At 59.0% G+C, this 25,007-nt stretch carries 18 protein-coding genes; 16 read left to right on the top strand and 2 right to left on the bottom strand.

Features of this window, described 5'->3' with window-relative positions; translation table 11 throughout:
- Positions 1–171 precede the first annotated feature (171 nt).
- The 4 genes from ACMXYJ_RS17700 (at position 172) to pgm (ending at position 6,489) form a co-directional block, all read left to right on the top strand.
- Positions 172–1,194 carry a zinc-dependent alcohol dehydrogenase family protein gene (locus ACMXYJ_RS17700; RefSeq protein ID WP_415756205.1) on the top strand — a complete coding sequence of 341 codons (1,023 nt, stop codon included), beginning with the start codon at positions 172–174 and terminating at the stop codon, positions 1,192–1,194.
- 578 nt (positions 1,195–1,772) lie between these two features.
- Positions 1,773–3,263 (top strand): hypothetical protein, encoded by a 1,491-nt coding sequence (locus ACMXYJ_RS17705; protein WP_415756206.1) that lies wholly within the window; start codon positions 1,773–1,775, stop codon positions 3,261–3,263.
- A 67-nt stretch (positions 3,264–3,330) separates the two neighbouring features.
- Positions 3,331–4,731 (top strand): PLP-dependent aminotransferase family protein, encoded by a 1,401-nt coding sequence (locus tag ACMXYJ_RS17710; protein WP_415756207.1) that lies wholly within the window; start codon positions 3,331–3,333, stop codon positions 4,729–4,731.
- Positions 4,732–4,842: 111 nt separating this feature from the next.
- The gene (gene pgm, locus ACMXYJ_RS17715; protein WP_415756208.1) at positions 4,843–6,489 is read left to right on the top strand and encodes a phosphoglucomutase (alpha-D-glucose-1,6-bisphosphate-dependent); all 1,647 of its coding nucleotides are present in this window, start codon (positions 4,843–4,845) and stop codon (positions 6,487–6,489) included.
- 61 nt (positions 6,490–6,550) lie between these two features.
- Here pgm and ACMXYJ_RS17720 read toward each other — a convergent pair whose 3' ends face one another.
- Positions 6,551–7,246, bottom strand: a complete 696-nt coding sequence (locus ACMXYJ_RS17720; protein WP_415756209.1) for a pirin family protein — start codon at positions 7,244–7,246, stop codon at positions 6,551–6,553.
- 280 nt (positions 7,247–7,526) lie between these two features.
- Here ACMXYJ_RS17720 and ACMXYJ_RS17725 point away from each other — a divergent pair, with 280 nt between their 5' ends.
- The gene (locus tag ACMXYJ_RS17725; RefSeq protein ID WP_415756210.1) at positions 7,527–10,001 is read left to right on the top strand and encodes a UvrD-helicase domain-containing protein; all 2,475 of its coding nucleotides are present in this window, start codon (positions 7,527–7,529) and stop codon (positions 9,999–10,001) included.
- A gap of 66 nt (positions 10,002–10,067) precedes the next feature.
- Here the strand turns inward: ACMXYJ_RS17725 and ACMXYJ_RS17730 are convergent, their stop codons facing one another.
- A complete protein-coding gene (locus tag ACMXYJ_RS17730; protein ID WP_415756211.1) occupies positions 10,068–10,340 on the bottom strand; it encodes a DUF1652 domain-containing protein in 273 nt (90 codons plus the stop codon).
- A gap of 264 nt (positions 10,341–10,604) precedes the next feature.
- On the opposite strand from ACMXYJ_RS17730, the gene ACMXYJ_RS17735 reads away from it, so the two are divergent.
- From ACMXYJ_RS17735 to ACMXYJ_RS17785, 11 genes are all read left to right on the top strand, one after another.
- Positions 10,605–11,420 carry a helix-turn-helix transcriptional regulator gene (locus tag ACMXYJ_RS17735; RefSeq protein WP_140682769.1) on the top strand — a complete coding sequence of 272 codons (816 nt, stop codon included), beginning with the start codon at positions 10,605–10,607 and terminating at the stop codon, positions 11,418–11,420.
- A gap of 50 nt (positions 11,421–11,470) precedes the next feature.
- Entirely contained in the window at positions 11,471–12,874 is a 1,404-nt protein-coding gene (locus ACMXYJ_RS17740) for an NAD(P)/FAD-dependent oxidoreductase (protein ID WP_415756212.1), read from the top strand.
- A gap of 43 nt (positions 12,875–12,917) precedes the next feature.
- Entirely contained in the window at positions 12,918–13,259 is a 342-nt protein-coding gene (locus ACMXYJ_RS17745; RefSeq protein WP_056743722.1) for a cupin domain-containing protein, read from the top strand.
- A gap of 47 nt (positions 13,260–13,306) precedes the next feature.
- Positions 13,307–14,392, top strand: coding sequence for a polyamine ABC transporter substrate-binding protein (locus ACMXYJ_RS17750; protein ID WP_415756213.1), 1,086 nt, complete (start codon positions 13,307–13,309; stop codon positions 14,390–14,392).
- 92 nt (positions 14,393–14,484) lie between these two features.
- Positions 14,485–14,943, top strand: coding sequence for an REP-associated tyrosine transposase (locus tag ACMXYJ_RS17755; RefSeq protein ID WP_415756214.1), 459 nt, complete (start codon positions 14,485–14,487; stop codon positions 14,941–14,943).
- 400 nt (positions 14,944–15,343) lie between these two features.
- Complete coding sequence (locus tag ACMXYJ_RS17760) at positions 15,344–16,801, top strand: serralysin family metalloprotease (protein ID WP_415756215.1); 1,458 nt, start codon at positions 15,344–15,346, stop codon at positions 16,799–16,801.
- A gap of 67 nt (positions 16,802–16,868) precedes the next feature.
- The gene (locus ACMXYJ_RS17765; RefSeq protein ID WP_415756216.1) at positions 16,869–17,294 is read left to right on the top strand and encodes an AprI/Inh family metalloprotease inhibitor; all 426 of its coding nucleotides are present in this window, start codon (positions 16,869–16,871) and stop codon (positions 17,292–17,294) included.
- 188 nt (positions 17,295–17,482) lie between these two features.
- On the top strand, positions 17,483–19,258 hold the full coding sequence (locus ACMXYJ_RS17770; RefSeq protein ID WP_415756217.1) for a type I secretion system permease/ATPase: 1,776 nt from the start codon (positions 17,483–17,485) through the stop codon (positions 19,256–19,258).
- Positions 19,255–20,589: an HlyD family type I secretion periplasmic adaptor subunit gene (locus ACMXYJ_RS17775; protein ID WP_415756218.1), complete on the top strand. Its 1,335-nt coding sequence runs from the start codon at positions 19,255–19,257 to the stop codon at positions 20,587–20,589. Before ACMXYJ_RS17770 ends, ACMXYJ_RS17775 begins: the two co-directional genes overlap by 4 nt.
- Before the next feature lie 2 nt (positions 20,590–20,591).
- Positions 20,592–21,956: a TolC family outer membrane protein gene (locus ACMXYJ_RS17780; protein WP_415756219.1), complete on the top strand. Its 1,365-nt coding sequence runs from the start codon at positions 20,592–20,594 to the stop codon at positions 21,954–21,956.
- 40 nt (positions 21,957–21,996) lie between these two features.
- Positions 21,997–24,960 carry an autotransporter domain-containing protein gene (locus tag ACMXYJ_RS17785; protein WP_415760750.1) on the top strand — a complete coding sequence of 988 codons (2,964 nt, stop codon included), beginning with the start codon at positions 21,997–21,999 and terminating at the stop codon, positions 24,958–24,960.
- Positions 24,961–25,007: the final 47 nt, after the last annotated feature.

Below are 25,007 nucleotides of genomic sequence, written 5' to 3' on the forward strand. Positions count from 1 at the left end.
TCTGCACCGAGTAATTCAGTTTTCCTGAAAAGGCTGCTTCGGTTTTCACGGATGTCACCGGCGCTGCGGAATCAATGACAGGCATGTCGACTATTAATAGCCACTGATAGTCTTGGGTAGAAAGCCCAGATAGAGTTCAGGGCATTAGAGGTTTCTTTGACGAGGTTTGCGATGTCCCGCACGATCCGTTTTCACAAGTTTGGTCCAGCCGAGGTGCTCAAATGCGAAGAGCATGCGGCCGCTCTCCCTGCGCCGGGCGAAGTGCAGGTGCGCGTCGAGGCGATTGGCATCAGCTGGTACGACATTCTCTGGCGCCAGAACCTGGCCTCTTCCCACGCTCGTCTGCCTTCAGGCCTTGGCCATGAAATGTCCGGCGTCGTGACGGCGGTCGGCGAGGGCGTCGATGATCTGGCAGTCGGCGACAAGGTCGCTAGCTTCCCGGCCGAAAGCCCGAATGACTATCCGGTCTACGGCGAGCAGATCGTTCTGCCGCGCTCGGCACTTACCCGTTACCCGGACGTGCTCAGCCCGATCGAAGCCAGCGTGCATTACACGCCGCTGCTGATCGCTTACTTCGCTTATGTCGATCTGGCACGGGTCAAACCCGGGCAATTCGCCCTGGTGACCGACGCCAGCCACTGTGCCGGTCCGTCCTTTGTACAACTGGGCAAGGCGCTGGGTATCCGGGTCATTGCCGCGACCAAGACGGCGGAAGAGCGTGAGAATCTGCTGTCCCTGGGTGCCGAGAAAGTCATCGTCACCGAAGAACAGGATCTGCTGATGCAGATCAACAAGATCACCGACAACCGTGGCGTGGACGTTGTGTTCGACGGTCTCGGCGGTCCACAGATGTCATTGCTTGGCGATGTGCTTGCTCCTCGCGGCAGCCTGGTGCTGTACGGCCTGCAAGGTGGCAACCAGACACCGTTCCCGGCCTGCGCAGCGTTCCAGAAGAACATCCAGTTCTTTGTGCACTGCATCGGCAACTTCACCGGCAAGCCGGAGCTGGGCATCATCCAGGACCAGGTCGCACTGCAACGTGCCTTGCGCGACATCAACCAGATGACCGCCGACCGCGTGCTGCTGCCGCTCAAGACTCGGGTCTTCCCGTTTTCCGAGTTTGTCGAAGCACACCGCTACATGGACGAATGCCCATGCCGCGAACGGGTCGCCCTCCAGGTTGAACCTGCGTAAGCCCTTCAAATAAGCCCCTTCTGCAAGAGTCCGTGCCCCCACGGATTCTTCTGTTTTCAGCACCTGCCAAAATGAGACGTCCCATTGCCCCATCACTGGGTCAGTTCAGCAACTGAACTGGTTTTTGCTCTCAATCTGTATCTTCTAATCATCATATAAGCCTTGATAATTGAATGATTACTTTCATCTCAAGGAATGAGTCATGGCTGGTTATCAGGCTGATACTTTTCAACACACACTGTTAATACATATCCGACCAATAGTTCGTCGTTACGCAGTTGCTAAAAAAACATGGGTGACTTCTTTCTCTATTTCTTGTGCTAATTGTCTGTGGGACGCTGTCGGACATTTCCTAGGATGTCGCTCGCAGCGGCAAGAGGCCGGCCCTGCAGGGGGTCGCGGCCACCTGTCGTTGGCGGGAGCAGGGGAGACTTCTAGTTATTTCAAATAATTACTAAAAGCTTAAGTGCTAGCATTTGGCAATAGCGTCCAATACTTCAATCGTGGCAAGCAACCCATTGCGCAATGCGTGTCGTTGTTGGCGCGATAACGAACTAACAAGCATCAGGTAAATAAAGATGACCAATACCCATGACCAAGCGATGAACTATGTCTACCAACAAGTGTTGCAGCGATTGCTGAGTTTCTTCTCGCGCGCCGAACGCACGGCATTGCAGCTGATGATTCAGCGACTGGTGGTGGCCGCCGGGGGCATGGAGCGTATTGGCGATTACAAGGTCCTGGCGATTCAGTCCGGCTCCCGCGACAGTTGTTACACCCTGGCGCTGCTGCGCGCTGCACAACTGAGTATCGCCGGCCGGGCGCCAGCGACATTCCAGTTGCGAGTGGCATCCTTGCGCTTGAACGACGCGAGCCCTGCGGCGCTGGAAAACATCCATCGCAGCTACAGCGCCTTGTTCCTCTACGACGATCCTCGGGTCGAAGTGTTGATGGTTGATAACCGGGAAGTCCTGCCGTTCAACCACCTGACGCCGATTTCCGAAGGCGGCCGTGAGTTGAATCGGCTCAATCTCTTGATGGTGGGCCATCGTCGCGCCTGGAACGGGCCGCTTGATCTGTGGGACGACGGGTATCTGGCCTCCGGCGAGTTCTATGGGCAAATAGCTCGTTGGGACAGCGGTGTCGATGCATTGATCAGCAGCGACTCACCTCGTCAGCAGAAGCAGTTTCTCGACGGGTTGAAACGTGCTGCCGCGAAGGCCGGGCTCAAGACCTCAAGTCACCACGAAACCGGCTACGAGGCGCTTTTCGCGCTGCTCGATGAACTGGGCAGCGACTGCTACCGCGCTTTTTATGCTGAGCACGGCCAGGTTGCGTGGCGTCCGGCTGAACGATTTGAGGCCTGTCGTCGCGCCACGTACATCGACATTCACGACTTGCTGGTCAGCAACCTGGAAGAGCGTTGGCCGCTGCTCACAGAGTTTCTCGGTTTTCAACCTGACGAGCTGGCGGCTCAACTCAGCGACAACGAGTACGTCAGCCTTTCTATCTCTGCACACATGCGGGGTTTGCAGTCGTGCTTCGTTCACGACCGCGGCTACGAGACGGGTGTTGCCGAATACCTGCAACGGGCCTTGGTGATGATGCGGCGCAAACAACTGGCGGAACGGTTGTGCGAACAAGCGGTAGAGGCGTTCGGCAATCCGGCGACGTTGGCCGAGCAACGCGTGCTGGCAGCGGCCGAGGAGCAAAAAAACCTTGGCCTGAGCGAGGCTCAACTGGTGTGCCTGCTCTTTTCACCTTTCGTCGAGAATGGCGCGGCGCTTGAGCGTTTTCTGCGCCAGTGCCACCCCGGTATGCTCGTGGCGATGCCTGATTTGCACCGGGCAATGCAGGGCAATCCGGTGCCGGAGCAGGTTCTGCAATGGATGACCGACGTCAGCGGGTTGCCTGTCAGCTTGATCGGCAAGCTTTACCGCATGGGACCGGTGTCTGCGGATGAGGGTAGGGTAAGCGCCACGGAACTCGGCGGCGCGGGTTTGCAAGCCGAAGCAGCCAACTATGACGACGACACGGCGGTGGCGGATGAATGGTCAGCGGGGCGCTGAAAGTGCGTGGCTTGACAGATTCTCTGACGATGCATGATGACGTTCACACGGCATTCGGCCCTCGCCCATGAAAGGGTCACGAGAAACTGACTTCGCGTATCAGGCGGTGTACCGATATCTGACTAACCTGATCAACGAACCGGTCAGTGACACGCGAGTCCGTCTGCCTTCGTTGCGACAGTTGGCGGAGCGTCTGAGCGTGTCGATCTCGACCATTCAGTACGCTTATTCGCTGCTGGAGAAGGAAGGGCGCGTTTATTCGGTGGCCAAGTCCGGCTATTACGCGTTACCGGTGTCCTCCATCAGCATGCTCAGCAGTGGCAACGACCTGCTCGAAACCGTTTATGTGAACGCCAGACGTCCCGGAATGCTGGTCTTGAGCGCCGATGAACCGGCGTTGTTGCAACCCCTCGACAGTCCGTTGTTACTGCTGGAACGAGAACTGCTGCGCCAGTATCCGCGTCAGCCACAACCGGCATCGCAACCTTGCGGCGAGCTGGAATTGCGCATCGCCCTGGCGGCGCGCTACACCACCTCGCCGCTGCGCTGCTGGCACGCCGACGATGTCTATATTGGCGCCGACCTGCGTGGCGTGCTGGAAATACTGATCGCTGTGTTGAATCTCAAGGACGCGACGGTGTTGGTCGAGTCGCCGTGCGACTGGGCGATTCTGCGGTTGCTCCAGGCTGCGCAGGTGCGAGTGATCGAGCTGGCGGTGCAATCCTGTGGCGGCCTGGACGTTGAATGGCTCAAGGAACTGCTGGAGACCGAACCGGTGCGGCTGGTGATGGTTTCATCCGGGCTGAACATGCCGCGAGGCAGCCTGGCACCCGATGACAACCGGCAAGCCGTCGCGCAGTTGCTGGAGCGACATGGCAGTTGGGTGTTGGAAAACGACTGCTACGGCGAACTCGGATTCGAGCCGGACGGCCAGCGGTTTCGCGATTTGCTGGACCCCGATCGGCTGATCGTGTTTTCCACCTTCGAGAAAATCATCGGGCCGGAGGCGCCATACGGCTATCTGCTGTCTCGGCATTTCAGTGCTGAACTGCAACGGTACTTTCTGCTGCGGTCGTTCCGCTTGTCACCGATTCGGCAGAAAGCCATCGCTCGCTTGTATGGCAATGGACGTGTCGATCAGCATCTTCAGGTATTACGGCGGATGCTCAAGGACCGCAAGGTGCAGATGACGCAGCTGTTGCAGGAGCGTCTGGGCGATGCCTTGCACTTCGTCGAGCCTCAGGGAGGAGCAACGATCTGGGTTCGTTCGCTGCGTCAGGTCGATGTTCGTCGAGTGTTCCAGCGCCTGCTCAAGCACCAGGTGGTGATCGCACCGGGAGAGCTGTTCAGTCTCCAGGGCTTGCACGCGCAACACTTGCGCCTGAGTCACACCTTCGGCGGTGATCACGACTTGGCCGCGGCAATGGGCTTGTTAGGAGACGCCTTGCGTCTGGAGTCGATCGATTGAACGGGGCCACACACCCTGCGTGACACTCATGGATCGATCCCATCGCGCTGCGGTCAAACTGCCAGTAAACTGCGTTCCTATTCCTGAACCACTCGACTTCAGAGGTTTTGCATGACACTCAGTCCTTTTGCGGGCAAACCGGCACCGGTAGAACTGTTGGTCGACATCCCGCGACTGGTGACGGCCTATTACACCGGCCAGCCCGATGCCGCCATTTCGACCCAGCGCGTAGCTTTCGGCACGTCCGGGCACCGAGGCAGCTCGTTCGACTTGAGTTTCAACGAATGGCACGTTCTGGCGATCAGCCAGGCAATCTGCCTGTACCGCGAAGCCCAAGGCATTGATGGCCCACTGTTCGTCGGCATCGACACTCACGCGCTGTCCACACCGGCCGGCGCCAGTGCCCTTGAAGTGCTGGCCGCCAACGGCGTGACGGTAATGATCGCCGAAGGCGACGAATACACCCCGACACCGGCTATTTCCCACGCCATTCTTTGCTACAACCGCGGGCGTACGTCGGGCCTGGCAGACGGCGTCGTCATCACGCCGTCGCACAATCCGCCGCAAAGCGGTGGCTACAAATACAACCCTACCAATGGTGGTCCGGCCGATACCCATATCACCAAGTGGATCGAAGCCAAGGCCAACGAACTGCTGAGCAACAAGCTCGCAGGCGTCAAACGCATCAGCTACGAGCAGGCGCTGAAGGCCAGCACGACCCATCGTCACGATTACCTCAATACCTACGTCGCCGACCTGATCAATGTGATCGACTTCGACGCCATCCGTGATGCCAAGCTGCGTCTGGGGGTCGATCCGCTGGGCGGAGCCGGGGTGCGCTACTGGTCGGCGATTGCCGAGCATTACCGTCTGGATCTGGAAGTGGTCAACAAACAGGTCGATCCGACCTTCCGCTTCATGACCGTCGACTGGGACGGTCAGATCCGCATGGACCCATCGTCCACTTACGCCATGCAGGGCCTTATCGGTCTGAAAGAGCGTTTCGACGTAGCATTCGCGTGTGACCCGGACCACGATCGCCATGGCATCGTGACCCCGTCCGGCGGTTTGCTCGCGCCGAACAACTACCTCGCCGTAACGATCGACTATCTGTTCCAGAACCGTCCGCAATGGCGCGCTGATGCGGCCGTGGGTAAAACCGTGGTCAGCAGCGGCTTGATCGATCGCGTTGCAAAACGTCTGGGTCGTCGCCTGTACGAAGTGCCGGTCGGCTTCAAGTGGTTCGCTGACGGTCTGTTCGACGGCTCTCTGGGCTTCGGCGGCGAAGAAAGTGCCGGTGCTTCGTTCCTGCGCAAGGATGGCAGCGTCTGGTGCACCGACAAGGATGGCTTGATCCCGGCACTGCTGGCGGCAGAAATGACCGCCCGCACCGGTCGCGACCCAAGTCAGGCCTATCGCGCCTTGACCGATGAACTGGGTGAACCGTTCTCGGTGCGCGTCGATGCCAAGGCCAACCCTGAGCAGAAGGCACTGCTGAGCAAATTGTCGCCGGACCAGGTCACCTCGACCCAACTGGCGGGCGAAGCGATCCAGAGCATCCTCAGTCATGCGCCGGGTAACGACCAGGCGATCGGTGGTCTGAAAGTCATGACCGAGAACGGCTGGTTCGCGGCGCGTCCGTCGGGCACCGAAGACATCTACAAGATCTACGCTGAAAGCTTCGTCAGTGACGAACACCTCAAGCAATTGGTGGCAGAAGCGCAAACACTGGTGGACGGCGCGATCTCTGCGAAGTAATCCAGAATGTAAGAAGGGGCGGCCATGACGGTCGCCCCTTTTTTTTTCGCGTTTTACCCGATCAAGCCAGGTCCACCAGAACGATTTCACTGTCTTCGATGGCGGTCACCCGCAACACGTGCTCATCGGCAACTGCAATACCGTCTCGAGCTTGTGCACGCAAGCCATTGACTTCAATGGCACCGGTAGCCGGTACCAGATAGGCGCGACGGCCATTGTCCAGACGATACTCGGCGGATTCACCGGCCTTGAGGTTCGCGGCCACTAATCGCGCATCGGCTCGAATCCGCAGGCTTTGATCGTCGCCAGCCTTGCCGCTTGCCAGTGTCACGAAACCTTCGCGCTGCCCTTTGGGGAAGGGCTTGGCGCCCCAGGACGGTGCCAAACCGGATTCGTTCGGGATGATCCAGATCTGGAAGATCCTGGTCTCGGTCGCTTCCAGGTTGTATTCACTGTGGGCGATCCCGGTTCCGGCGCTCATGACCTGAACGTCACCCGCTTCGGTACGACCCTTGTTGCCCAGGTTGTCTTCGTGAGTGATTGCGCCTTCACGGACATAAGTGATGATTTCCATGTCCCGGTGTGGGTGTTTCGGGAAACCGGTGCCAGAGGCAATCACGTCGTCGTTCCACACCCGCAGGTTGCCCCAGTTCATGCGTTTTGGGTCATGGTACTCGGCGAACGAAAAGTGGTGATGAGCATCCAACCAGCCATGGTTGGCGCCGCCCAGGGAGTTGAAGGGTCTGAGTTCAAGCATGATCGTCTCCTGAAAAGGTTCGTCATGGGGCAGAGTGCCTGAGCCACGAAACGCGAACCGGTGGTTGATGGCGAGCATCATCTATCAGGCATCAATCGATAAAAAGCGTAAAAAATGCCTCAATACAATCGAATAATTTGATATCAAAAAACCTCGAAAGATTCTCATCCAACCTTCACTTCATCGCATAAGCCAATGACCTGTAAGCATTTCACTAGAACTGAACGGCAAATGCAGACACCATAGCCCCCAACAGCCTCACACCCTGGAGTCAGCCCGCGTGCCGCAACACACCCCCGATCTTCCTCCTGAACTTCGTCCCTTGGCCGAGATGCCGCTGCTCAAGCGTCTGGCCGCCCGGTTCTTTGGTCACGGCCTGACGCGTCTGCGCGCACAACACCGTGCATCCTGGCTGCACGGCCAGGCTGACGGCTTTCGAAGTGGGCACAGTGCCGGGGTGGATTACGGCTATAAGGAAGGCAAACTTGAGGGGTTGGAGGAAGGCCGGCAGGTATTGTTGATCCGCGACTCGCGCTCGACCGAACACCGGCCGCCCAACGTTGACGACAATCTGTTCGACGATTGGCGTCTGCCGTTGAGCGCTGAGTTGAAGAAACGCATGAAGACGGATGTCGCTAGACTGCTGCCACCGCACGCCCAGCCCAGCGCCGCGCAGTGGAAAATGATCTTCAGCGACACGCCCTCGACCTCGGTGATTGCCGGCGCGGGTGCGGGCAAGTCGACCACGTTGGTGTTGCGAATTTTGCTGCTCACCCATTATCTGGGGTTCGAGCTGAGTTCGATGACGGTGGTGACCTTTACCCGTGAATCGCGCAAAGACTTCATCAACAAACTGATCGAGCTGTTTGCACTCTGGGGCCGGGCGCTCAGTTTCAAGGAGGCGCGTGATCTGGTACGCACCTTCCATTCGCGAATCCTGCCAATGGTTCGCAGCCTGCCGGGCTTCGAGCGGCTGCAAGCCTTCGAAAACCTCAGTCACCGTGCGCAAAGCGGCGATGAGGAGGTCGACAGCAATCCTTTCGACCTGCGCATCAACGACGCTCAGCGCCAACAACTCAACGCTTGCTATCACAGCCTGCACACGCGCAATGAACGCTTTCGCGAATTGATCAAGCCATTGTCCCGTCACGCGCTGCAGCTCAAGGAACTGGAGCGCGATCACCCGGACGTGCAGAAGCGCATGGCCGTGACCGAACTGGCCTCCAAGCGCGACGAAGAGCTCTGCGACGCTATCGAGGATTTGTGGTTTCGCGCGGGTGCCTGGCCGATCAAAGGCATCGAGCCGAAGCGCCAGACGTTCGATATCAACGGCTCAACGTTTCATTGTCATGGCTATATTCCGAGCCTGGACGCTTGGGTGGTGCTGGGGTTCGATCCCCGGGAAAACCCGCAGGTCAGCCGTCCCAATGCCAAATTGAGTGTGCGCGCTGAATGGGCGGTAAAGCGCACCCTGTTTCAAGCTTTCTGTCGTAAGCCATTGATATGGCTTGATAGTTACGAGTCATCAAAGCGTGTATTGGCGTCCCTTGGAGGCGATGCCAGTGCCGGGCCGGGCTTCGATTACAAGGTCAAGGGCGAGCTCAGCTCTGCGCCGTTACTGGACTGTTTTGTCGCTGCGGCGGGGTTTATCGAGAACCTCGGCCTGGATGTACCCACTGCCGTGGGCCAGATGAGTTTCGCCAAGGACGACCCGGAGCGGTTTTTCTTCGAGGCCTTGAGCCTGTACTGGCGAGCGCTGGAAGATCATCTGCTCGATCAGAAACCCCCTGTGATGACTTACAACCGGATGTTCGCCTTGTTCAGCGAACACTCGCCGGAAAACCTGAAGCTGCTGAGTGATGAGTTACTCAGACCGATGTCGCACCTGATGATCGACGAATTTCAGGACGTATCGCCACAGATCGTTTCCTGGATTCGCGCGAGCCTCACGGAAATCCGCAGTCGCGGCCCGGCCATGCATGTGGGGCGCGGCGCACAACGTTCGTCTTTGCTCTGTGTCGGCGATGACTGGCAATCGATTTATGGCTGGCGGGGCAGTTCGCCGACGTATTTCATGGAATTCAACAAGGAATTCCCTTCGCCGAGCACGACCAAGGTGATGCTGAGCGACAACTATCGCAGCCATCAGCACATCATCGATGCGGCCGAACACATCGTTCGTGCGGCGCCGGCGATCGCAGGCAAGAAGGCCAAGGCCAGTGGAGAGCCGAAGGCATTGCTGCCGGTTAACGTTCTCGATCGCGACGATCAAGGCATGGCCAAGCGCCTGATGGAGCACTACAGAAAAGGCGATTCAATCTTGATGCTTTATCGAAAAAGTAGCGATAAGTCATTGATAGAAGAGCATATTCAGTCTGTAGTTAATGTGGATTCTAGCTTGCCGTACGAAGCGCGACGGCTCAAACAGCTGACTTATCACAGCGCCAAGGGACTTCAGGCTGACGCCGTGTTCCTGCTGGGTGATTGTCAGCACCTGACCAGCTCACCGTACAAGAACCAGGTCTACCGCATGGCCGGTCTGGGCAAGGCTGGCGACAACGAAGCGTACGACAACGCGCAGAAAGACGAGATCCTGCGACTGGCTTACGTCGGCATCACTCGAGCAGTGAGTCATTGCTACTGGTATGTCGATGGGCAAGATACCCAGGCGGCCAACCTGCCGAAAGCTTCCGATCGGATCGGCAAGGGCAAGGCGTTCTTTGCCGATCACCGACAGGGCAAGGCATCGGCGTGAACCGTAAAAAATCTTCGCACACAAAAAAGCCCACTTAACGTGGGCTTGTTGTTGAGTGTTCAGCCTTCAGGCATAGCTCCTGAGGGCGGTCGGCGGAATGAAAGCCTCAAGCTCGTCTTCCACCGCTTCGATTATTCGTTCTACATCCGCAGCATTCATTACCGTCGCGCAAGGAATGCCGGCGATGGCGATCATGGTCTCGCCACTGGCACGGTCAAATAGACGGGCAACCATGCTACCCGGCGCATCCATGCTCGCCTCGAAACCCATGGGATGAAAATGCCAGCGCATCAGCTGGCAGGCGTTTGGAAAGGTGACTTTACTGAACCCTTTATTCATATGTAGCCCGCCTTATTCATCGAGCGCTTCCTTTAGCTCATGTTAGGAGGGAAGAACCTTCAATGGCTCAACCGGTGACTGCCTTTAAAAGTAGCATCCGGATGTGAAAATAATGTGGATTTTTCAGGCCGTTTAGCGATTGGTTCAGTTTTTTTGATGCAGGTCACGGGAACGGCCGGTGTCCGGCAGTTGGCCGCCACTGGTTGGTCATTGAAGCTGAGACGGAATTTCGGCAAGCTCGGCTTTTTTCTCGCCGAGTCCTTTATGCACGCCGATGATGATGGTCCGTTGCAAACCCAGGCCACGGGCGACACGGTGATGCGTTATCACTTGCGCTGGAAACACCGAGACCTGGACGGGGTGATGGCGCTCTATCACCCAGAGATTCAGTACAGCGATTTTTTCCAGAACCGGGTGATGGGGCTGTCCGAATTACGTGAATACGTGCGCAGCAGCATGCCCCGTGATCCCGATGAAGCCCTCGAACACTCGGACCGTATTCGTCTGGACGGCAACACGGCGTTCATTCAGTACCGCATCACCCTTCGCGGCGGTGAAGGACTGGTGTCGTTCCGGGCCAGCGAAGCGATTACCGTACGTGACGGACTGATCTGGCGGGTCAACGAATATGCCTCGCTGGTGCATGAACAGCCCGTCAGCAAAGCCGCCAGCAGCCAACGTCCGGCGGTCAGCCGACTCGGGCTGTCTGCACGCCAGCTGAGTTTCATGGCTGAAGACTTGCAGCAATATTTTCAGCGCCAGCAACCTTACCTCGATCCTGAACTCGACCTGCAACGGGTGGCGAAGGAGTGCGGGTACAGCCGCAATCAGATTTCCTATCTGCTGAATCAGGTGCTTGGCCAGAGCTTCTATCGATACGTCAACCAGGCGCGCCTGCAGCATTTGCTCGCGGCACTGGATAACGCCACGCCGCCACTACGCATCGACGAACTGGCGTTTGCCGCCGGGTTCAATTCGCTGTCGGCGTTTTATAGCTGCTTCCGTCAGCACACCGGCCAGTCGCCCAAGGCCTACGTAAAACAAATTTCTTTGCGTGCACGCGCGCAAGACAGCCTCTAAGTCCACGCACTAGGATCGACGCCATCGAAGTTTGAGTGGCGGAGTCTTGCATGTCGGCGTGGCGCACTATCAGTTTGTGGATGGATCAACTCGACGAGCCATTATTGGCGCGACCGGCGCTGGAACAGGATCTGGACGTTGACGTCGCCATCATTGGCGCGGGGTATACCGGGCTCTGGACCGCGTACTACCTCAAGCGCCTGGCGCCCGATCTGAGCATCGCCATCGTTGAAGCGCAAACCGCCGGTTTTGGCGCCTCGGGGCGTAACGGTGGTTGGCTGATGGGCAATGTGCTGGGCGAAGACCGCTTGCTGGCCGACTTGCCGCCCGAACAGCGCCGGGCTTCTTTCGATTTGCTGCACGGCATTCCGGATGAGGTCGGGATTGTCCTTGAACGTGAAGGTATCGACTGCGATTACCGCAAAGGCGGGGCGCTGTATTGCGCTGCCCGTTATCCGGAACAGGAAGCCACCCTTCGGCACTACCTCGACACGCTCTACAGCCAGGGTTTGACCGAAAGCGATTACCGCTGGCTCAGCCCCGAGCAGTTGGCGCAACAGATCAGAGTCGCCAAACCTTATGGCGGTATCTATGCACCGCACGTCGCGACCATTCACCCGGCAAAGTTGGTGCGAGGTCTGGCTCGGACGGTGGAGAAAATGGGCGTCAGGATCTACGAGAACAGCCCGGTCACCCAGTGGCAATCGGGTGGCCTGCGCACGGCGCAAGCCTCGGTTCGCAGCCGTTGGATCGTGCCGGCGGTCGAAGGATACTCGGTCACCTTGCCACCGCTGGGACGTTATCAACTGCCCGTTCAAAGCTTGATCGTGGCCACCGAGCCGTTATCCGCTGCCACGTGGGATGAAATCGGCCTGAGTCGCGGTCAGGCCTTCAGCGAAAACAGTCGCCAGGTCACTTACGGTCAGCGCACGGCTGACAACCGGTTGGTGTTCGGCGCGCGGGGCGGTTATCAGTTCGCGGCCAAGTTACGCCATGACTTCGACCTGACCACCAGCGAGGTGGAGCTGCGGCGTTATCTGTTTAGCGAACTCTTCCCGCAGCTCAAGAACGTGCGGATTACCCATGCCTGGGGCGGCAACCTGGGGATGTCCCGGCGTTTCAAACCGCACATGCTGTGCGATCAGGCCAGCGGCATCGCCTTGTCGGGTGGCTATGGCGGGGAGGGTGTCGGCGCCAGCAACCTGGGCGGCCGGACCCTGGCCGACCTGATTCTGCAGCGCGACACCGAGCTGGTTCGCCAGCCGTGGGTCATCCATGGCGGGCTCGACGCACTCAGGGCCTGGGAGCCGGAGCCCTGCCGTTGGCTCGGCTACAACGCGATCATCCGTAGCTTCGCCCACGAAGACCAGACCCTGGCCAATCCGGCCACCGCACCATGGCGTCGCAAATTGGCCACCGGTATTGCCGGCTTCATGGAAGGTTTCATGCAGTAAACGGCGCGCTCTTCATCTATAGGCTCAATCGACAGGTACTCCCATGAGCATCACGCAATTCAAGAACACCGCAACCCTGAAGCTGGAAGAGTCGAATCCGGTCGCCGTACCACTGGGCATGCCTGTGGCGGTGGCTTCGACCACCAGCGTTGAGCGCGACGATGGCGTCGAAACCGGCGTCTGGGAATGCACGCCCGGCCGCTGGCGGCGGCAGATCGTCGCCCAGGAGTTCTGTCACTTCATTCAGGGGCGCTGCACGTTTACCCCGGATGACGGTGAAACCCTGCACATAGAAGCCGGCGATGCACTGATGTTGCCAGCCAACAGCCTCGGCATCTGGGATATCCAGGAAACCGTGCGCAAGACCTACGTTTTGATTTTTTGATCCTCTGATTGCCTGCCAACAACAATAAACCCATCAGGAATCGACTCATGATCCGAAAGACACTGACTCTGGCTCCCGTTGCGCTCGTCGCATCCCTCGGCCACGCGACCGAGACCGTCAAGATCTACAACTGGTCGGAATACATCGCCCCGGACACGACCAAAAACTTCCAGAAAGAAACCGGCATCGCGTTCAGTTACGACGTCTTCGACAGCAATGAAACCCTCGACGGCAAATTGATGACCGGCAAATCCGGTTACGACGTGGTGTTTCCGTCTAACCACTTCATGGCGCGGCAGATTCAAGGCGTGGCGCTGAAGAAACTCGACAAGAGCCAACTACCGAACTGGAAAAACCTCAACCCGGCGCTGCTCAAGGCCTTGCAAACCAACGATCCGGGCAACGAACACGGCTTCCCGTACCTCTGGGGCAGCACCGGCATCGGTTACAACATCGCCAAGGTCAAGGCCGTGTTGGGTGATGACGCGCCAGTGGACTCCTGGGACCTGATTTTCAAGCCCGAGAACATGCAAAAGCTGCAGAAGTGCGGTGTGGCCATCCTCGACAACGGCCCCGAACTTCTGCCGGCGGCACTGAACTACCTGGGCCTGCCGCATCACAGCAAGAACCCGGAAGACTACAAAAAGGCTGAAGCGCTGCTGATGAAAGTCCGCCCGTATGTCAGCTATTTCCATTCGTCCAAGTACACCAGCGACCTGGCCAATGGCGACATCTGCGTGGCTGTCGGCTTCTCCGGTGACATTCTGCAAGCCGAAAACCGCGCGAAAGAAGCCAAGAACGGCATCGACATCGGCTATGCGATTCCCAAGGAAGGCGCCGCGATCTGGTTCGACATGGTCGCCATGCCGGTAGACGCCCCGGATGAAAAGGCCGGCTACGCCTTCATGAACTACCTGCTGCGCCCGGATGTCATGGCCAGCATCAGCAATTATGTGCACTACGCCAATGGCAACGAACAGGCCGACAGCCTGATCGACCCGGCGATCAAGAACGACACCAAGGTCTACCCGAGCCCGGACATGATGGGGAAATTGTTTGCGCTGGAGGCGATGCCGCTGAACATTGACCGGGTTCGCACGCGGGTGTGGAACAAGATTCGGACCGGGAGTTAAGGGTTCATATCTTGTAGTCATTGCGGCCCGTCGGGCTGGCAGGTAACGCTGTAGATTCCTGGCCTCCTATCGATGGATCAGGAGGCAATGGAATGCCTGTTTGTACAAATGCGGGTCAGCTACGCGTTGGTCGTTTCTCTGAGTCCGGGCGTATTTATTTGATAACGGCTGTCGTTGACCAACGGCAGCCGTTTTTTGTTGATTGGCGATTGGGGAGGTTGGTCGTTCAGGCGTTGCGTCAGGCGCAGGAGGAGGGTTGGGCGGACTTTTTGGCATGGGTTGTGATGCCGGATCACATGCACTGCCTGGTGCAGCTGCACGACAAGACACTGGCGGAGCTGATGTGCCGTATCAAATCCCGGAGCAGCTTGGCGGTCAATCAGGCGTTAGGGCGGCGAGGGCGGTTGTGGCAGCAAAGTTGCCACGATCGTGCGGTTCGGCGGGAGGAGGACGTGAAGGCTCTTGCCCGGCATGTCGTGGCTAATCCGATCCGAGCGGGACTGGTGACGCGGGTTCATGACTACCCACTTTGGGATGCGTGTTGGTTGTGAGTTTTTGACGACTGCTTCGCAGCCGAACGCAGCAGTCGTCAAAATCTCTAATCCAATGAAGATCGAACTGATATCAATGCGCTGGCACTCATACTAATAACTCACGGAAAGTGAGACTCCATCGACAAAAAGAAACTTATCTCTATTTAATAATTAAATAGCCAATCGTCAGACGATTTGCGCAAACCGCCATCTAACAAACAATATTTCGACAGCACAGGCATTGTTTTCGGGTACTTGCAGGAATACTTCAATTTGACGTCAAAAAAAATGTAGACGTTTGATTTCGAATTGTGTCAGTTTTCTTTCGCCTTCATTGGGCGAGTGATAGGACGATCTCGCCAGAGATTGTCGCTGTCTGACAAAAAACTGTTCCATAGCTAAACAAGGAAGTGTGTTTATGTCGAAAGTAAAAGACAACGCTATTGATACCGCTGAACAGGCGTTCCAGCCACTACAAGCATTGGCTGCATCCAGTTCTGCGTTCAACCAGATCAATAGCTTCAGCCATCAGTATGATCGGGGCGGTAACCTCATGGTCAATGGCAAACCCTCCTTCTCCGTCGACCAGGCAGCGACCCAGTTGCTGCGCGATGGCGCTGCCTACCAGGACAAGGACGGCAGCGGCAAAATCGAACTCACCTACACGTTCCTGACCTCGGCGTCGTCGAGCACCATGAACAAACACGGGATCACCGGGTTCAGCCAGTTCAGTGCTCAGCAGAAAGGCCAGGCTGTGCTCGCCATGCAATCCTGGGCTGATGTGGCCAATGTCACGTTCACCGACAAGGCCACGGGCGGCGACGCTCACATGACCTTCGGCAACTACAGCGGTGGCCAGGATGGTGCAGCGGCATTCGCTTATCTGCCGGGCACCGGCGCTGGTTATGACGGTACTTCGTGGTATCTGACGGGCGGTGGCTATAACGTCAACAAGACACCGGACCTGAACAATTACGGCCGGCAAACCCTGACCCACGAAATCGGTCACTCCCTGGGCCTGGCCCACCCTGGCGACTACAACGCCGGCGAGGGCGCGCCGACCTACAACGACGCTTCCTACGGGCAAGACACCCGCGGTTACAGCGTCATGAGCTACTGGAGTGAAAGCAATACCAGCCAGAACTTCAGCAAGGGCGGCGTCGAAGCCTATTCGTCCGGTCCGCTGATGGACGATATCGCGGCTATCCAAAAGCTCTACGGTGCCAACACCACCACCCGGACCGGTGACACCACTTACGGCTTCAACTCCAACGCCGGGCGCGACTTCCTGAGCGCGACTTCGTCGTCGGATAAGGTGGTGTTTTCGGTATGGGATGCGGGCGGCAAGGACACCCTGGACTTCTCCGGTTTTACCCAAAACCAGAAGATCAACCTCAATGAGGCCTCGTTCTCCGACGTTGGCGGCCTGGTGGGTAACGTATCCATCGCCAAGGGCGTCACCGTCGAGAACGCTATTGGCGGTTCGGGCAGCGACCTGCTGATCGGCAACAGTGTGTCCAACGAACTGAAGGGCGGTGCCGGCAACGACATCCTCTTCGGCGCGGGCGGCGCGGACAAACTGTGGGGTGGCGCCGGTTCGGACACCTTCGTGTTTGCGGCCAGCAGCGATTCCAAACCTGGTGCAATCGACCAGATCCTCGATTTTGTCAGCGGTCTGGACAAGATCGACCTGACCGGTATCACCAACGGCGCAGGCCTGCATTTTGTGAACTCGTTCACCGGTGCGGCAGGCGATGCGGTGTTGACCTCTTCGGGCGGTAACAGCCTGTTGTCGGTGGACTTCTCCGGGCATGGCGTGGCCGATTTCCTGGTCAGCACCGTGGGCCAGGCGGCTTACTCCGACATCGCTGCGTAATGTGAGGTGAAAAGGAGGGCGGCGCAGACGCGCTGCTCTCTGCCCCTTGAAATGAGTAAAGCGCCTTATGATCCATAACGGCTTCACCTGCAGAACAACCGCGTGGCTATTGGCGACGTTCATGATGATTTTTGGAGATGTAGCCATGGCGAGCAGCCTGAAATTAGCAGACCCCTCGGAACTGGCCGGCAAATGGCAGGCGACCCTGATCGCCAAAGATGACTCGCCAGAGTCCCAGGCGTTGCAGGACAAACCGTCCAACGTCTGCGTCATCGACTTTCAATCGAAACAGACGCTGGGTGAGGGCGCCGATTGTCTCAGCGCCTGGCTGGACGGCGAATCTGCGATTGGCTGGTTCCCTGAGCCGGATGGCCTGGCGATCACCGGCAAAGAAGGTTCGAAGATTCTATTTCTCAGCCGCCAACGCGACGGATCGTATAAAGCCACATTGAAATCCGATCTGGTCATAACACTTGTGCGTCAGGTGCAATAACAAGATTCGACTATAACGCTCGTCATTGCCGACATAAGCACAACCCAACTAGTCGAGGCGCTCTGCCGCCCACGAAAAGTTGTTGTTAGTTTGTAAGCGCTATTGCAAAGCCTATATCCGCCCCTGCGCGGACAGTTAATGGAAACTTCGCCGGCCAAGGCGAGGAAATAACACCTCAGGAATAACCCATGAAGATGGCAAAGAGCCCGGCCACCGCACCACTATTCAAAGCGCTGGGCGACTACAAGAGCATCCTGATCAGCGTCGGTTGTTTTACCGCGTTAATTAACGTGTTGATGCTGGTCCCGTCGATTTACATGCTCCAGGTCTACGACCGCGTGCTGTCTTCGCAAAATGAAACCACCCTGGCAATGCTGTCGTTGATGGTGGTCGGGTTCTTTGCCTTCATCGGTCTGCTTGAGATCGTGCGCAGCTTCATCGTCATCCGCATCGGCAGCCAACTGGAGCGTCGCTTCAACCTTCGGGTCTATCAGGCCGCATTCGAGCGCAACCTGTTCAAGGGCGAGGGCAACGCCGGGCAAGCCTTGGGGGACCTGACGCAAATTCGCCAATTCGTCACCGGTCCTGCGCTGTTTGCCTTCTTCGATGCGCCGTGGTTTCCGGTCTATCTGTTTGTGATCTACCTGTTCAATGTCTGGCTCGGCGTGTTTGCGACGGTGGGCACGGTGCTGTTGATCGGCCTTGCTTGCCTCAACGAGGCAATGACCAAAAAGCCCTTGGGCGAAGCCGCAGGGTTTTCCCAGAAATCCAGCCAACTGGCCACCAGTCACCTGCACAACGCCGAAACCATTCAGGCCATGGGCATGCTCGGGGTGTTGCGTAAACGCTGGTTCCAGGTCCATTCACGTTTCCTCGGCTTGCAGAACCAGGCCAGCGACACCGGTGCCGTCATCAGCTCTCTGAGCAAAACCCTGCGCCTGTGCCTGCAATCGCTGGTGCTGGGCCTGGGCGCCTTGCTGGTGATCAAGGGCGATATGACGGCCGGGATGATGATCGCCGGTTCCATTCTGATGGGCCGCGTCCTGAGCCCCATCGATCAGTTGATCGCCGTGTGGAAGCAGTGGAGCGGCGCCAAGCTCGCTTACCGTCGTCTTGATTCGTTGTTGCAAGCCTTTCCACCGAGTGACGAAGCCATGGCGCTGCCGGCGCCGAAGGGGCAGATCAGCTTCGAACAGGTCAGCGCCGCGCCGCCGGGGCAACGGGCCGCCACGCTGCATCTGGTCAATTTCAGCCTCGGTGCCGGGGAAGTGCTGGGCGTGCTCGGCGCCTCCGGTTCCGGCAAATCGACATTGGCCCGGGTTCTCGTTGGCGTCTGGCCGACGCTGGGCGGCACGGTGCGGCTCGACGGCGCGGACATTCATCGCTGGAACCGCGACGATCTCGGTCCTTACATCGGTTACCTGCCTCAGGACATCGAATTGTTCAGCGGCAGCATCGCCGAAAACATCGCCCGGTTCAGCGAGGCGGACCCGCAAAAAGTCGTTGAAGCCGCGCAACAGGCTGGCGTTCATGAACTGATTCTGCGCATGCCGCAAGGCTACGACACCGTGCTCGGCGAGGACGGCAGCGGCTTGTCCGGGGGCCAGAAGCAGCGTGTGGCCCTGGCGCGTGCGTTGTATGGCAACCCGCGCCTGGTGGTGCTGGATGAACCCAATTCCAACCTCGACACCGTGGGCGAAGCGGCACTGGCCAGCGCCATTGTGCAAATGAAAGCCCAAGGCACCAGTGTGATTCTGGTGACCCATCGCTCCTCGGCACTGGCCCAGGCCGACAAGTTGCTGGTGCTTAACGAAGGGCGCTTGCAAGCCTTCGGTGCCAGCCAGGACGTGCTCAAGGCACTCGCAGCCAATCAGGAACAGCAGCGGGAGAAAACCGTGCAAGCACCGGGTGGACTCAGCATGAGCCGTCAGTATCAGCCCTCGACAAGGAATTCGGGTGTATGAGCAACATCAGCGAAGCCACCATGGAACACGACTACATCGCAGAGCGCCCTGAGCGCGACGCGCGTTTCTTCGTCCGCATGGGCTGGATTCTGGCGATCGTCGGCGCCGGCAGTTTCTTCACCTGGGCCAGCCTCGCGCCCCTCGACCAAGGCATTCCCGTGCAAGGCACGGTTGTGGTGTCGGGCAAGCGCAAAGCCGTGCAATCGATGAGCAGTGGAGTGGTCAGCCAGATTCTGGTGCGCGAGGGCCAAGTGGTGAAGCAGGGCCAGCCATTGTTCCAGCTCGACCAGACGCAAGTCGCCGCGGACGTGCAATCGCTTCAAGCGCAATACCGCATGGCCTGGGCCAGTCTGGCTCGGTGGCAGAGTGAACGGGACAACCTCAAGCAGGTGAGTTTCCCCGCTGAACTGAGCAACAATCCTGACCCGCGTCTGGCCTTGGTGCTGGAAGGTCAACGGCAGTTGTTCAGCAGCCGCCGTGAGGCGTTTTCCCGCGAGCAGGCCGCCTTGCGCGCCAGCATCGAAGGCGCCAGCGCGCAACTGGCCGGCATGCGCCGCGCCCGCACGGACTTGACTGCTCAGGCCAGCTCTCTGCAACAACAGCTGAGCAACCTTCAGCCCTTGGCAGATAACGGCTACATCCCGCGCAATCGGTTGATGGAGTACCAGCGTCAGCTGTCGCAGGTTCAGCAACAATTGGCAGAAAACATCGGCGACAGCGGCCGTGTGGAGCAGGGCATCCTCGAATCGCGGCTGAAACTGCAACAGCGCATCGAGGAATACCAGAAAGAAGTCCGTACCCAGCTTGCCGATGCGCAATTGAAAAGCGTGACGCTGGAAGAGCAACTGACTTCCGCCGGGTTCGATCTGCAACACAGCGACATCATCGCCACCGCCGATGGCATTGCGGTCAACCTCGGGGTTCACACCGTGGGCGCGGTGGTGCGACAGGGCGAAACCTTGCTGGAGATCGTGCCTCAGGGGACGAGTCTGGAGGTGGAAGGACACCTGCCGGTCAACCTGATCGACAAGGTCGGCGCGCACTTGCCGGTGGACATCCTGTTCACGGCGTTCAACCAGAGCCGCACGCCGCGCGTGCCCGGCGAAGTCAGCCTGATCTCCGCCGACCAAATGATCGACGAGAAAACCGGTGCGCCCTATTACGTACTGCGCAGCAGCGTCAGCGATCAGGCCATGGAAAAACTCAACGGTCTGGTGATCAAGCCTGGCATGCCGGCGGAAATGTTCGTGCGCACCGGTGAGCGTTCACTCCTCAACTATTTGTTCAAACCGCTGCTCGACCGGGCAGGTTCCGCGTTGACTGAGGAATAAGGATGTTCCGCTGTATGAATAAGCTTTCCATGCTCGCCGCGACCCTGGCGTTGCTGACCTGCAACAGTGTGCTGGCCATGGGGCCGTTCGACGTCTACGAACAAGCGTTGCGCAATGATCCGGTGTTTCTCGGCGCCATCAAGGAACGCGATGCCGGCCTTGAAAACCGCGCCATCGGCCGCGCCGGTCTGTTGCCCAGGATCGGTTACAACTACAACAAGGGGCGCAACTCCTCCAAGGCTACTGCCCTCAATGAACGCGGGCAGAACCGCACCGATGACCGCAACTACAGCAGTTACGGCTCGACCCTGACCCTGCAACAACCGCTGCTCGACTACGAGGCTTACGCGTCGTACCGCAAAGGCGTGGCGCAATCGCTGTTTGCCGACGAAGCCTTTCGCGGCAAGAGCCAGGAATTGCTGGTTCGGGTGCTCGAGAATTACACCCAGGCGCTGTTCGCGCAGGATCAGATCGACATCGCGCAAGCCAAGAAAAAGGCTTTCGAGCAACAGTTCCAGCAGAACGAACACATGTTCCGACAGGGCGAGGGCACGCGCACCGACATCCTTGAGGCCGAGTCCCGCTATGAACTGGCCACGGCCGAGGAAATCGAAGCCCGTGATGAGCAGGACGCATCGTTACGAGAGCTGGGCGCGCTGATTGGTGTGCCGGCGATCAACATTGGGGATTTGGCGCCGCTGGATAAGAGTTTCCAGACGTTTACCCTGCAGCCGGCCAACTACGACACCTGGCATGAGATGGCCGTGTCCAACAACCCGAATCTGGCTTCGCAGCGCCATGCCGTGGAAGTCGCGCGTTATGAAGTCGAACGCAACCGCGCCGGACACCTGCCCAAAGTCAGTGCCTACGCCTCAGTGCGCCAGAACGAGTCGGAAAGCGGCAACACCTACAACCAGCGTTACGACACCAACACCATCGGCATCGAAGTCAACGTGCCGCTGTACGCCGGCGGCGGGGTCTCGGCCTCGACTCGTCAGGCCAGCCGCACCATGGAGCAGGCCGAGTACGAACTGGACGGCAAGACCCGGGAAACCCTGATCCAGCTGCGTCGGCAGTTCAGCGCCTGCCTGTCGGGCGTGAACAAGTTGCGGGCTTATCAGAAGGCCCTGACGTCTGCCGAAGCGCTGGTGGTTTCGACCAAGCAAAGCATCTTGGGCGGTGAACGCGTCAACCTCGATGCGCTGAACGCCGAACAACAGCTCTACACCACGCGCCGCGACCTGGCTCAGGCGCGCTACGACTATTTGATGGCCTGGACCAAGTTGCATTACTACGCCGGGACGTTGAATGAGCAGGATTTGGCCAAGGTTGACGAGGCGTTCGGCCAAGGCCCAAGAACGCAATAGATGCCTCCCAAAAAAACAAAAAAAGCGAGAAGTCATGAACATGGACGTACAGATCAAGCCAATGTCGGTCGGCACGCTATTACTCCTGGTGTCAGCAATGCCCGGCTCGGTGCAAGCCGCTTACCTGGAAACCGGCACACCCGGCGATGCCGCCAGTTGGCGCTCGGCGGAGTTCCAGCGCGACTGGGGACTGGCCCGTATGCAAGCCGATCAAGCCTACGCCGCCGGCATCACGGGCAAAGGCGTGAAAATCGGCGAGCTCGATTCAGGCTTCGATGCTGCCCATCCCGAATTCGCCACCGACCGTTACCACGGGGTGACCGCCAGCGGCCGTTACGTTGACGGCTCCCAGTTCAATGTCGACGGCACGCTCAACGCCAACAACGACTCCCACGGCACGCACGTCGCCGGCACCATCGGCGCTTCCCGCGATGGCACCGGCATGCACGGCGTGGCGTACAACGCGCAGGTCTACGTCGGCAACACCAACAAGAACGACAGCTTCCTGTTCGGCCCCAATCCTGATCCACGCTACTTCAAAGCGGTCTACAACGCGTTGGCGGATGCCGGTGTGCGAGCGATCAACAACAGCTGGGGCAGTCAGCCGCCGGATGTCAGCTATCGGACCCTCGACGATCTGCATGCCGCCTACGCCCAGCACTGGAACAAAGGCACCTGGCTCGATGAGGCGGCGGACGTTTCCAGGCGCGGTGTGATCAACGTGTTCAGCGCCGGTAACAGCGGTTATCCCAACGCCAGCGTGCGTTCTGCCTTGCCGTATTTTGAGCCGGAGCTGCAAGGCCATTGGCTGGCGGTGTCGGGGCTGGATCAAAGTAACCAACAGAAATACAACCAGTGCGGGATCGCCAAGTATTGGTGCATCACCACGCCCGGCGCGAAGATCGACAGCACCATTCCCGGCGCAGGCTATGCGATCAAGTCCGGCACCTCCATGTCCGCGCCGCATGCCACCGGTGCCTTGGCGCTGGTGATGGAACGCTATCCGTACATGAACAACCAGCAGGCGCTGGAAACCCTGCTGACCACCGCCACCCAACTCGACGGTTCGATCACCGAAGCGCCGAATACCCGCGTCGGCTGGGGCGTCGCCAACCTCGAACGGGCGATGCGCGGGCCGGGGCAATTACTCGGACGTTTCGACGCCAATCTGGGGGCAGGGCAGAGCGATGTCTGGAGCAACAACATCACTGACAAGGCGCTGATTCAGCGTCAGAGCGAAGACGCGGCGGAACACAGTGCCTGGCAACAGACACTGCAGACCAAAGGTTGGGAGCACGGTGTACCGGTCGGTGCCAGCCAGCAGGATCAGGCCGACTTTGCGGTGGGCACGGCCCGGGATCTCGCAGCCTCCACTCGGGTCTACGAAGGCAGCCTGATCAAGTCCGGTGCCGGACGCCTGATGTTGACCGGCGACAGCACTTATCGCGGGCCGACCACGGTGAATGGCGGTCTGCTGTCGGTCAACGGTTCGCTGGCGTCAAAGGTGACCGTCAATGACAGCGGCACGCTGGGTGGATCGGGACGCGTCGGCGCACTGACCGCCAACCGCGGCGCTACGGTGGCGCCCGGCAATTCGATTGGCACCTTGCAGGTCAGCGGCGACGTCACGTTTGCGCCGGGTTCGACCTACGCGGTGGAGCTGTCGCCGACCGAGAGTGACCGGATTGTCGCGGGCGGCACGGCCACGGTCAGCGGCGCGACCGTCAGCCTGTCCCTGGAAAACAGCCCGACCTTGCTCAGCACTCAACAAGTGCAAAGCCTGCTCGGTCATCAGTACAACATCCTGCAAGCGGCCGGCGGTATTCAAGGTCAGTTCGGCGCGGTGCTGCCCAACTACCTGTTCATCGGCGGCAACCTCGATTACGCCGCCACCGGCATTCAACTGAGTGTCGAGCGCAACGACACAACCTTCGCCAGCGTCGGCCAAACGCCGAACCAGCGCGCCGTAGCCTCCGCCGTTGAAGGCCTTGGGGCGGGCAATCCGGTTTACGAAAGCTTGCTGCTGTCGCCCACCGCGACATCCGCCCAGCAGGCGTTTCAGCAGTTGTCGGGGGAAATCTATCCGGCGCTGGGTTCGGTACTGATCAACGACAGCCGCTACCTGCGTGATGCTGTCGGCGAGCGACTGATTGACGCCCAAGGCACTCAAAGCAATGGCTGGATCAAGGCGCTGGGCGCCTGGGGCAAGACCGATGACCGCCATGACACCGCCGGTTACACCACTTCGATTGGCGGCTTGCTCGCCGGTGTCGATGGGGCGCTCGATGAGCAAACCCGGATCGGCCTGGTCACCGGTTATAGCGACAGCTCGGTGAGCATGGGCTCCGGCACTCACTCATCGGCCAAGGTCGACAGCTATCACCTAGGTGCTTATGCCGGCCGCGAGTCAGGTGCCTGGCGTCTGAGTGCCGGCGGTGCCTACAGCTGGCATCGCGCCGACGTCAAACGTGACCTGCAATACGGCGACGTCAGCGCCAAACAGAAAGCCAAGGTCGATGCGGGGACCACCCAAGTGTTCGGTGAAGCGGCGTATCGCCTGAACCTGCAACCGCTGGCGCTGGCGCTGGAACCTTTCGCGAACCTGGCTTACGTGCACCTCGACACCGAAGGTTTCACTGAGAAAGGTGACGCTGCCGCACTGAAAAGCAGGGGTGACACGCGTGACGCGGTGCTCAGCACATTGGGCGTGCGTGCGTTGAAAACCGTGAACCTGTCCGGCCAACAGAAACTGGACCTGAGCGGCAGCCTTGGCTGGCAGCACAACCTGAGCCATACCGATTCCGAAGAACACCTGGCGTTCGCCAGCGGCAGCACGCCGTTCTCGGTGGAAAGTTCGCCAATGGTGCGCGATGCAGCGCTGGTGGGCGCCCATGCCAGCCTGGCCCTGAGCCGGGACATCCGCTTGAACCTCGATTACACCGGCCAACTGGCCAGCCGCGAGAAGAGCCATGGCGTAGGGCTCAGCCTCAATTGGCAGTTTTAACGCAGAACCCTTGTAGCAGCTGCCGAAGGCTGCGTTCGGCTGCGCAG

The organism is Pseudomonas arabinosi, assembly GCF_047758675.1.
GTDB classification, from domain to species: Bacteria; Pseudomonadota; Gammaproteobacteria; order Pseudomonadales; family Pseudomonadaceae; genus Aquipseudomonas; species Aquipseudomonas arabinosi.

Bases quoted from the DNA above. Each gene is read 5' to 3' on its own strand.
- ACMXYJ_RS17700 (WP_415756205.1), top strand. From the start codon at position 172: ATGTCCCGCACGATCCGTTTTCACAAGTTTGGTCCAGCCGAGGTGCTC.
- ACMXYJ_RS17705 (WP_415756206.1), top strand. From the start codon at position 1,773: ATGACCAATACCCATGACCAAGCGATGAACTATGTCTACCAACAAGTG.
- ACMXYJ_RS17710 (WP_415756207.1), top strand. From the start codon at position 3,331: ATGAAAGGGTCACGAGAAACTGACTTCGCGTATCAGGCGGTGTACCGA.
- pgm (WP_415756208.1), top strand. From the start codon at position 4,843: ATGACACTCAGTCCTTTTGCGGGCAAACCGGCACCGGTAGAACTGTTG.
- ACMXYJ_RS17720 (WP_415756209.1), bottom strand. From the start codon at position 7,246: ATGCTTGAACTCAGACCCTTCAACTCCCTGGGCGGCGCCAACCATGGC.
- ACMXYJ_RS17730 (WP_415756211.1), bottom strand. From the start codon at position 10,340: ATGAATAAAGGGTTCAGTAAAGTCACCTTTCCAAACGCCTGCCAGCTG.
- ACMXYJ_RS17735 (WP_140682769.1), top strand. From the start codon at position 10,605: ATGCACGCCGATGATGATGGTCCGTTGCAAACCCAGGCCACGGGCGAC.
- ACMXYJ_RS17740 (WP_415756212.1), top strand. From the start codon at position 11,471: ATGTCGGCGTGGCGCACTATCAGTTTGTGGATGGATCAACTCGACGAG.
- ACMXYJ_RS17745 (WP_056743722.1), top strand. From the start codon at position 12,918: ATGAGCATCACGCAATTCAAGAACACCGCAACCCTGAAGCTGGAAGAG.
- ACMXYJ_RS17750 (WP_415756213.1), top strand. From the start codon at position 13,307: ATGATCCGAAAGACACTGACTCTGGCTCCCGTTGCGCTCGTCGCATCC.
- ACMXYJ_RS17755 (WP_415756214.1), top strand. From the start codon at position 14,485: ATGCCTGTTTGTACAAATGCGGGTCAGCTACGCGTTGGTCGTTTCTCT.
- ACMXYJ_RS17760 (WP_415756215.1), top strand. From the start codon at position 15,344: ATGTCGAAAGTAAAAGACAACGCTATTGATACCGCTGAACAGGCGTTC.
- ACMXYJ_RS17765 (WP_415756216.1), top strand. From the start codon at position 16,869: ATGATCCATAACGGCTTCACCTGCAGAACAACCGCGTGGCTATTGGCG.
- ACMXYJ_RS17770 (WP_415756217.1), top strand. From the start codon at position 17,483: ATGAAGATGGCAAAGAGCCCGGCCACCGCACCACTATTCAAAGCGCTG.
- ACMXYJ_RS17775 (WP_415756218.1), top strand. From the start codon at position 19,255: ATGAGCAACATCAGCGAAGCCACCATGGAACACGACTACATCGCAGAG.
- ACMXYJ_RS17780 (WP_415756219.1), top strand. From the start codon at position 20,592: ATGTTCCGCTGTATGAATAAGCTTTCCATGCTCGCCGCGACCCTGGCG.
- ACMXYJ_RS17785 (WP_415760750.1), top strand. From the start codon at position 21,997: ATGGACGTACAGATCAAGCCAATGTCGGTCGGCACGCTATTACTCCTG.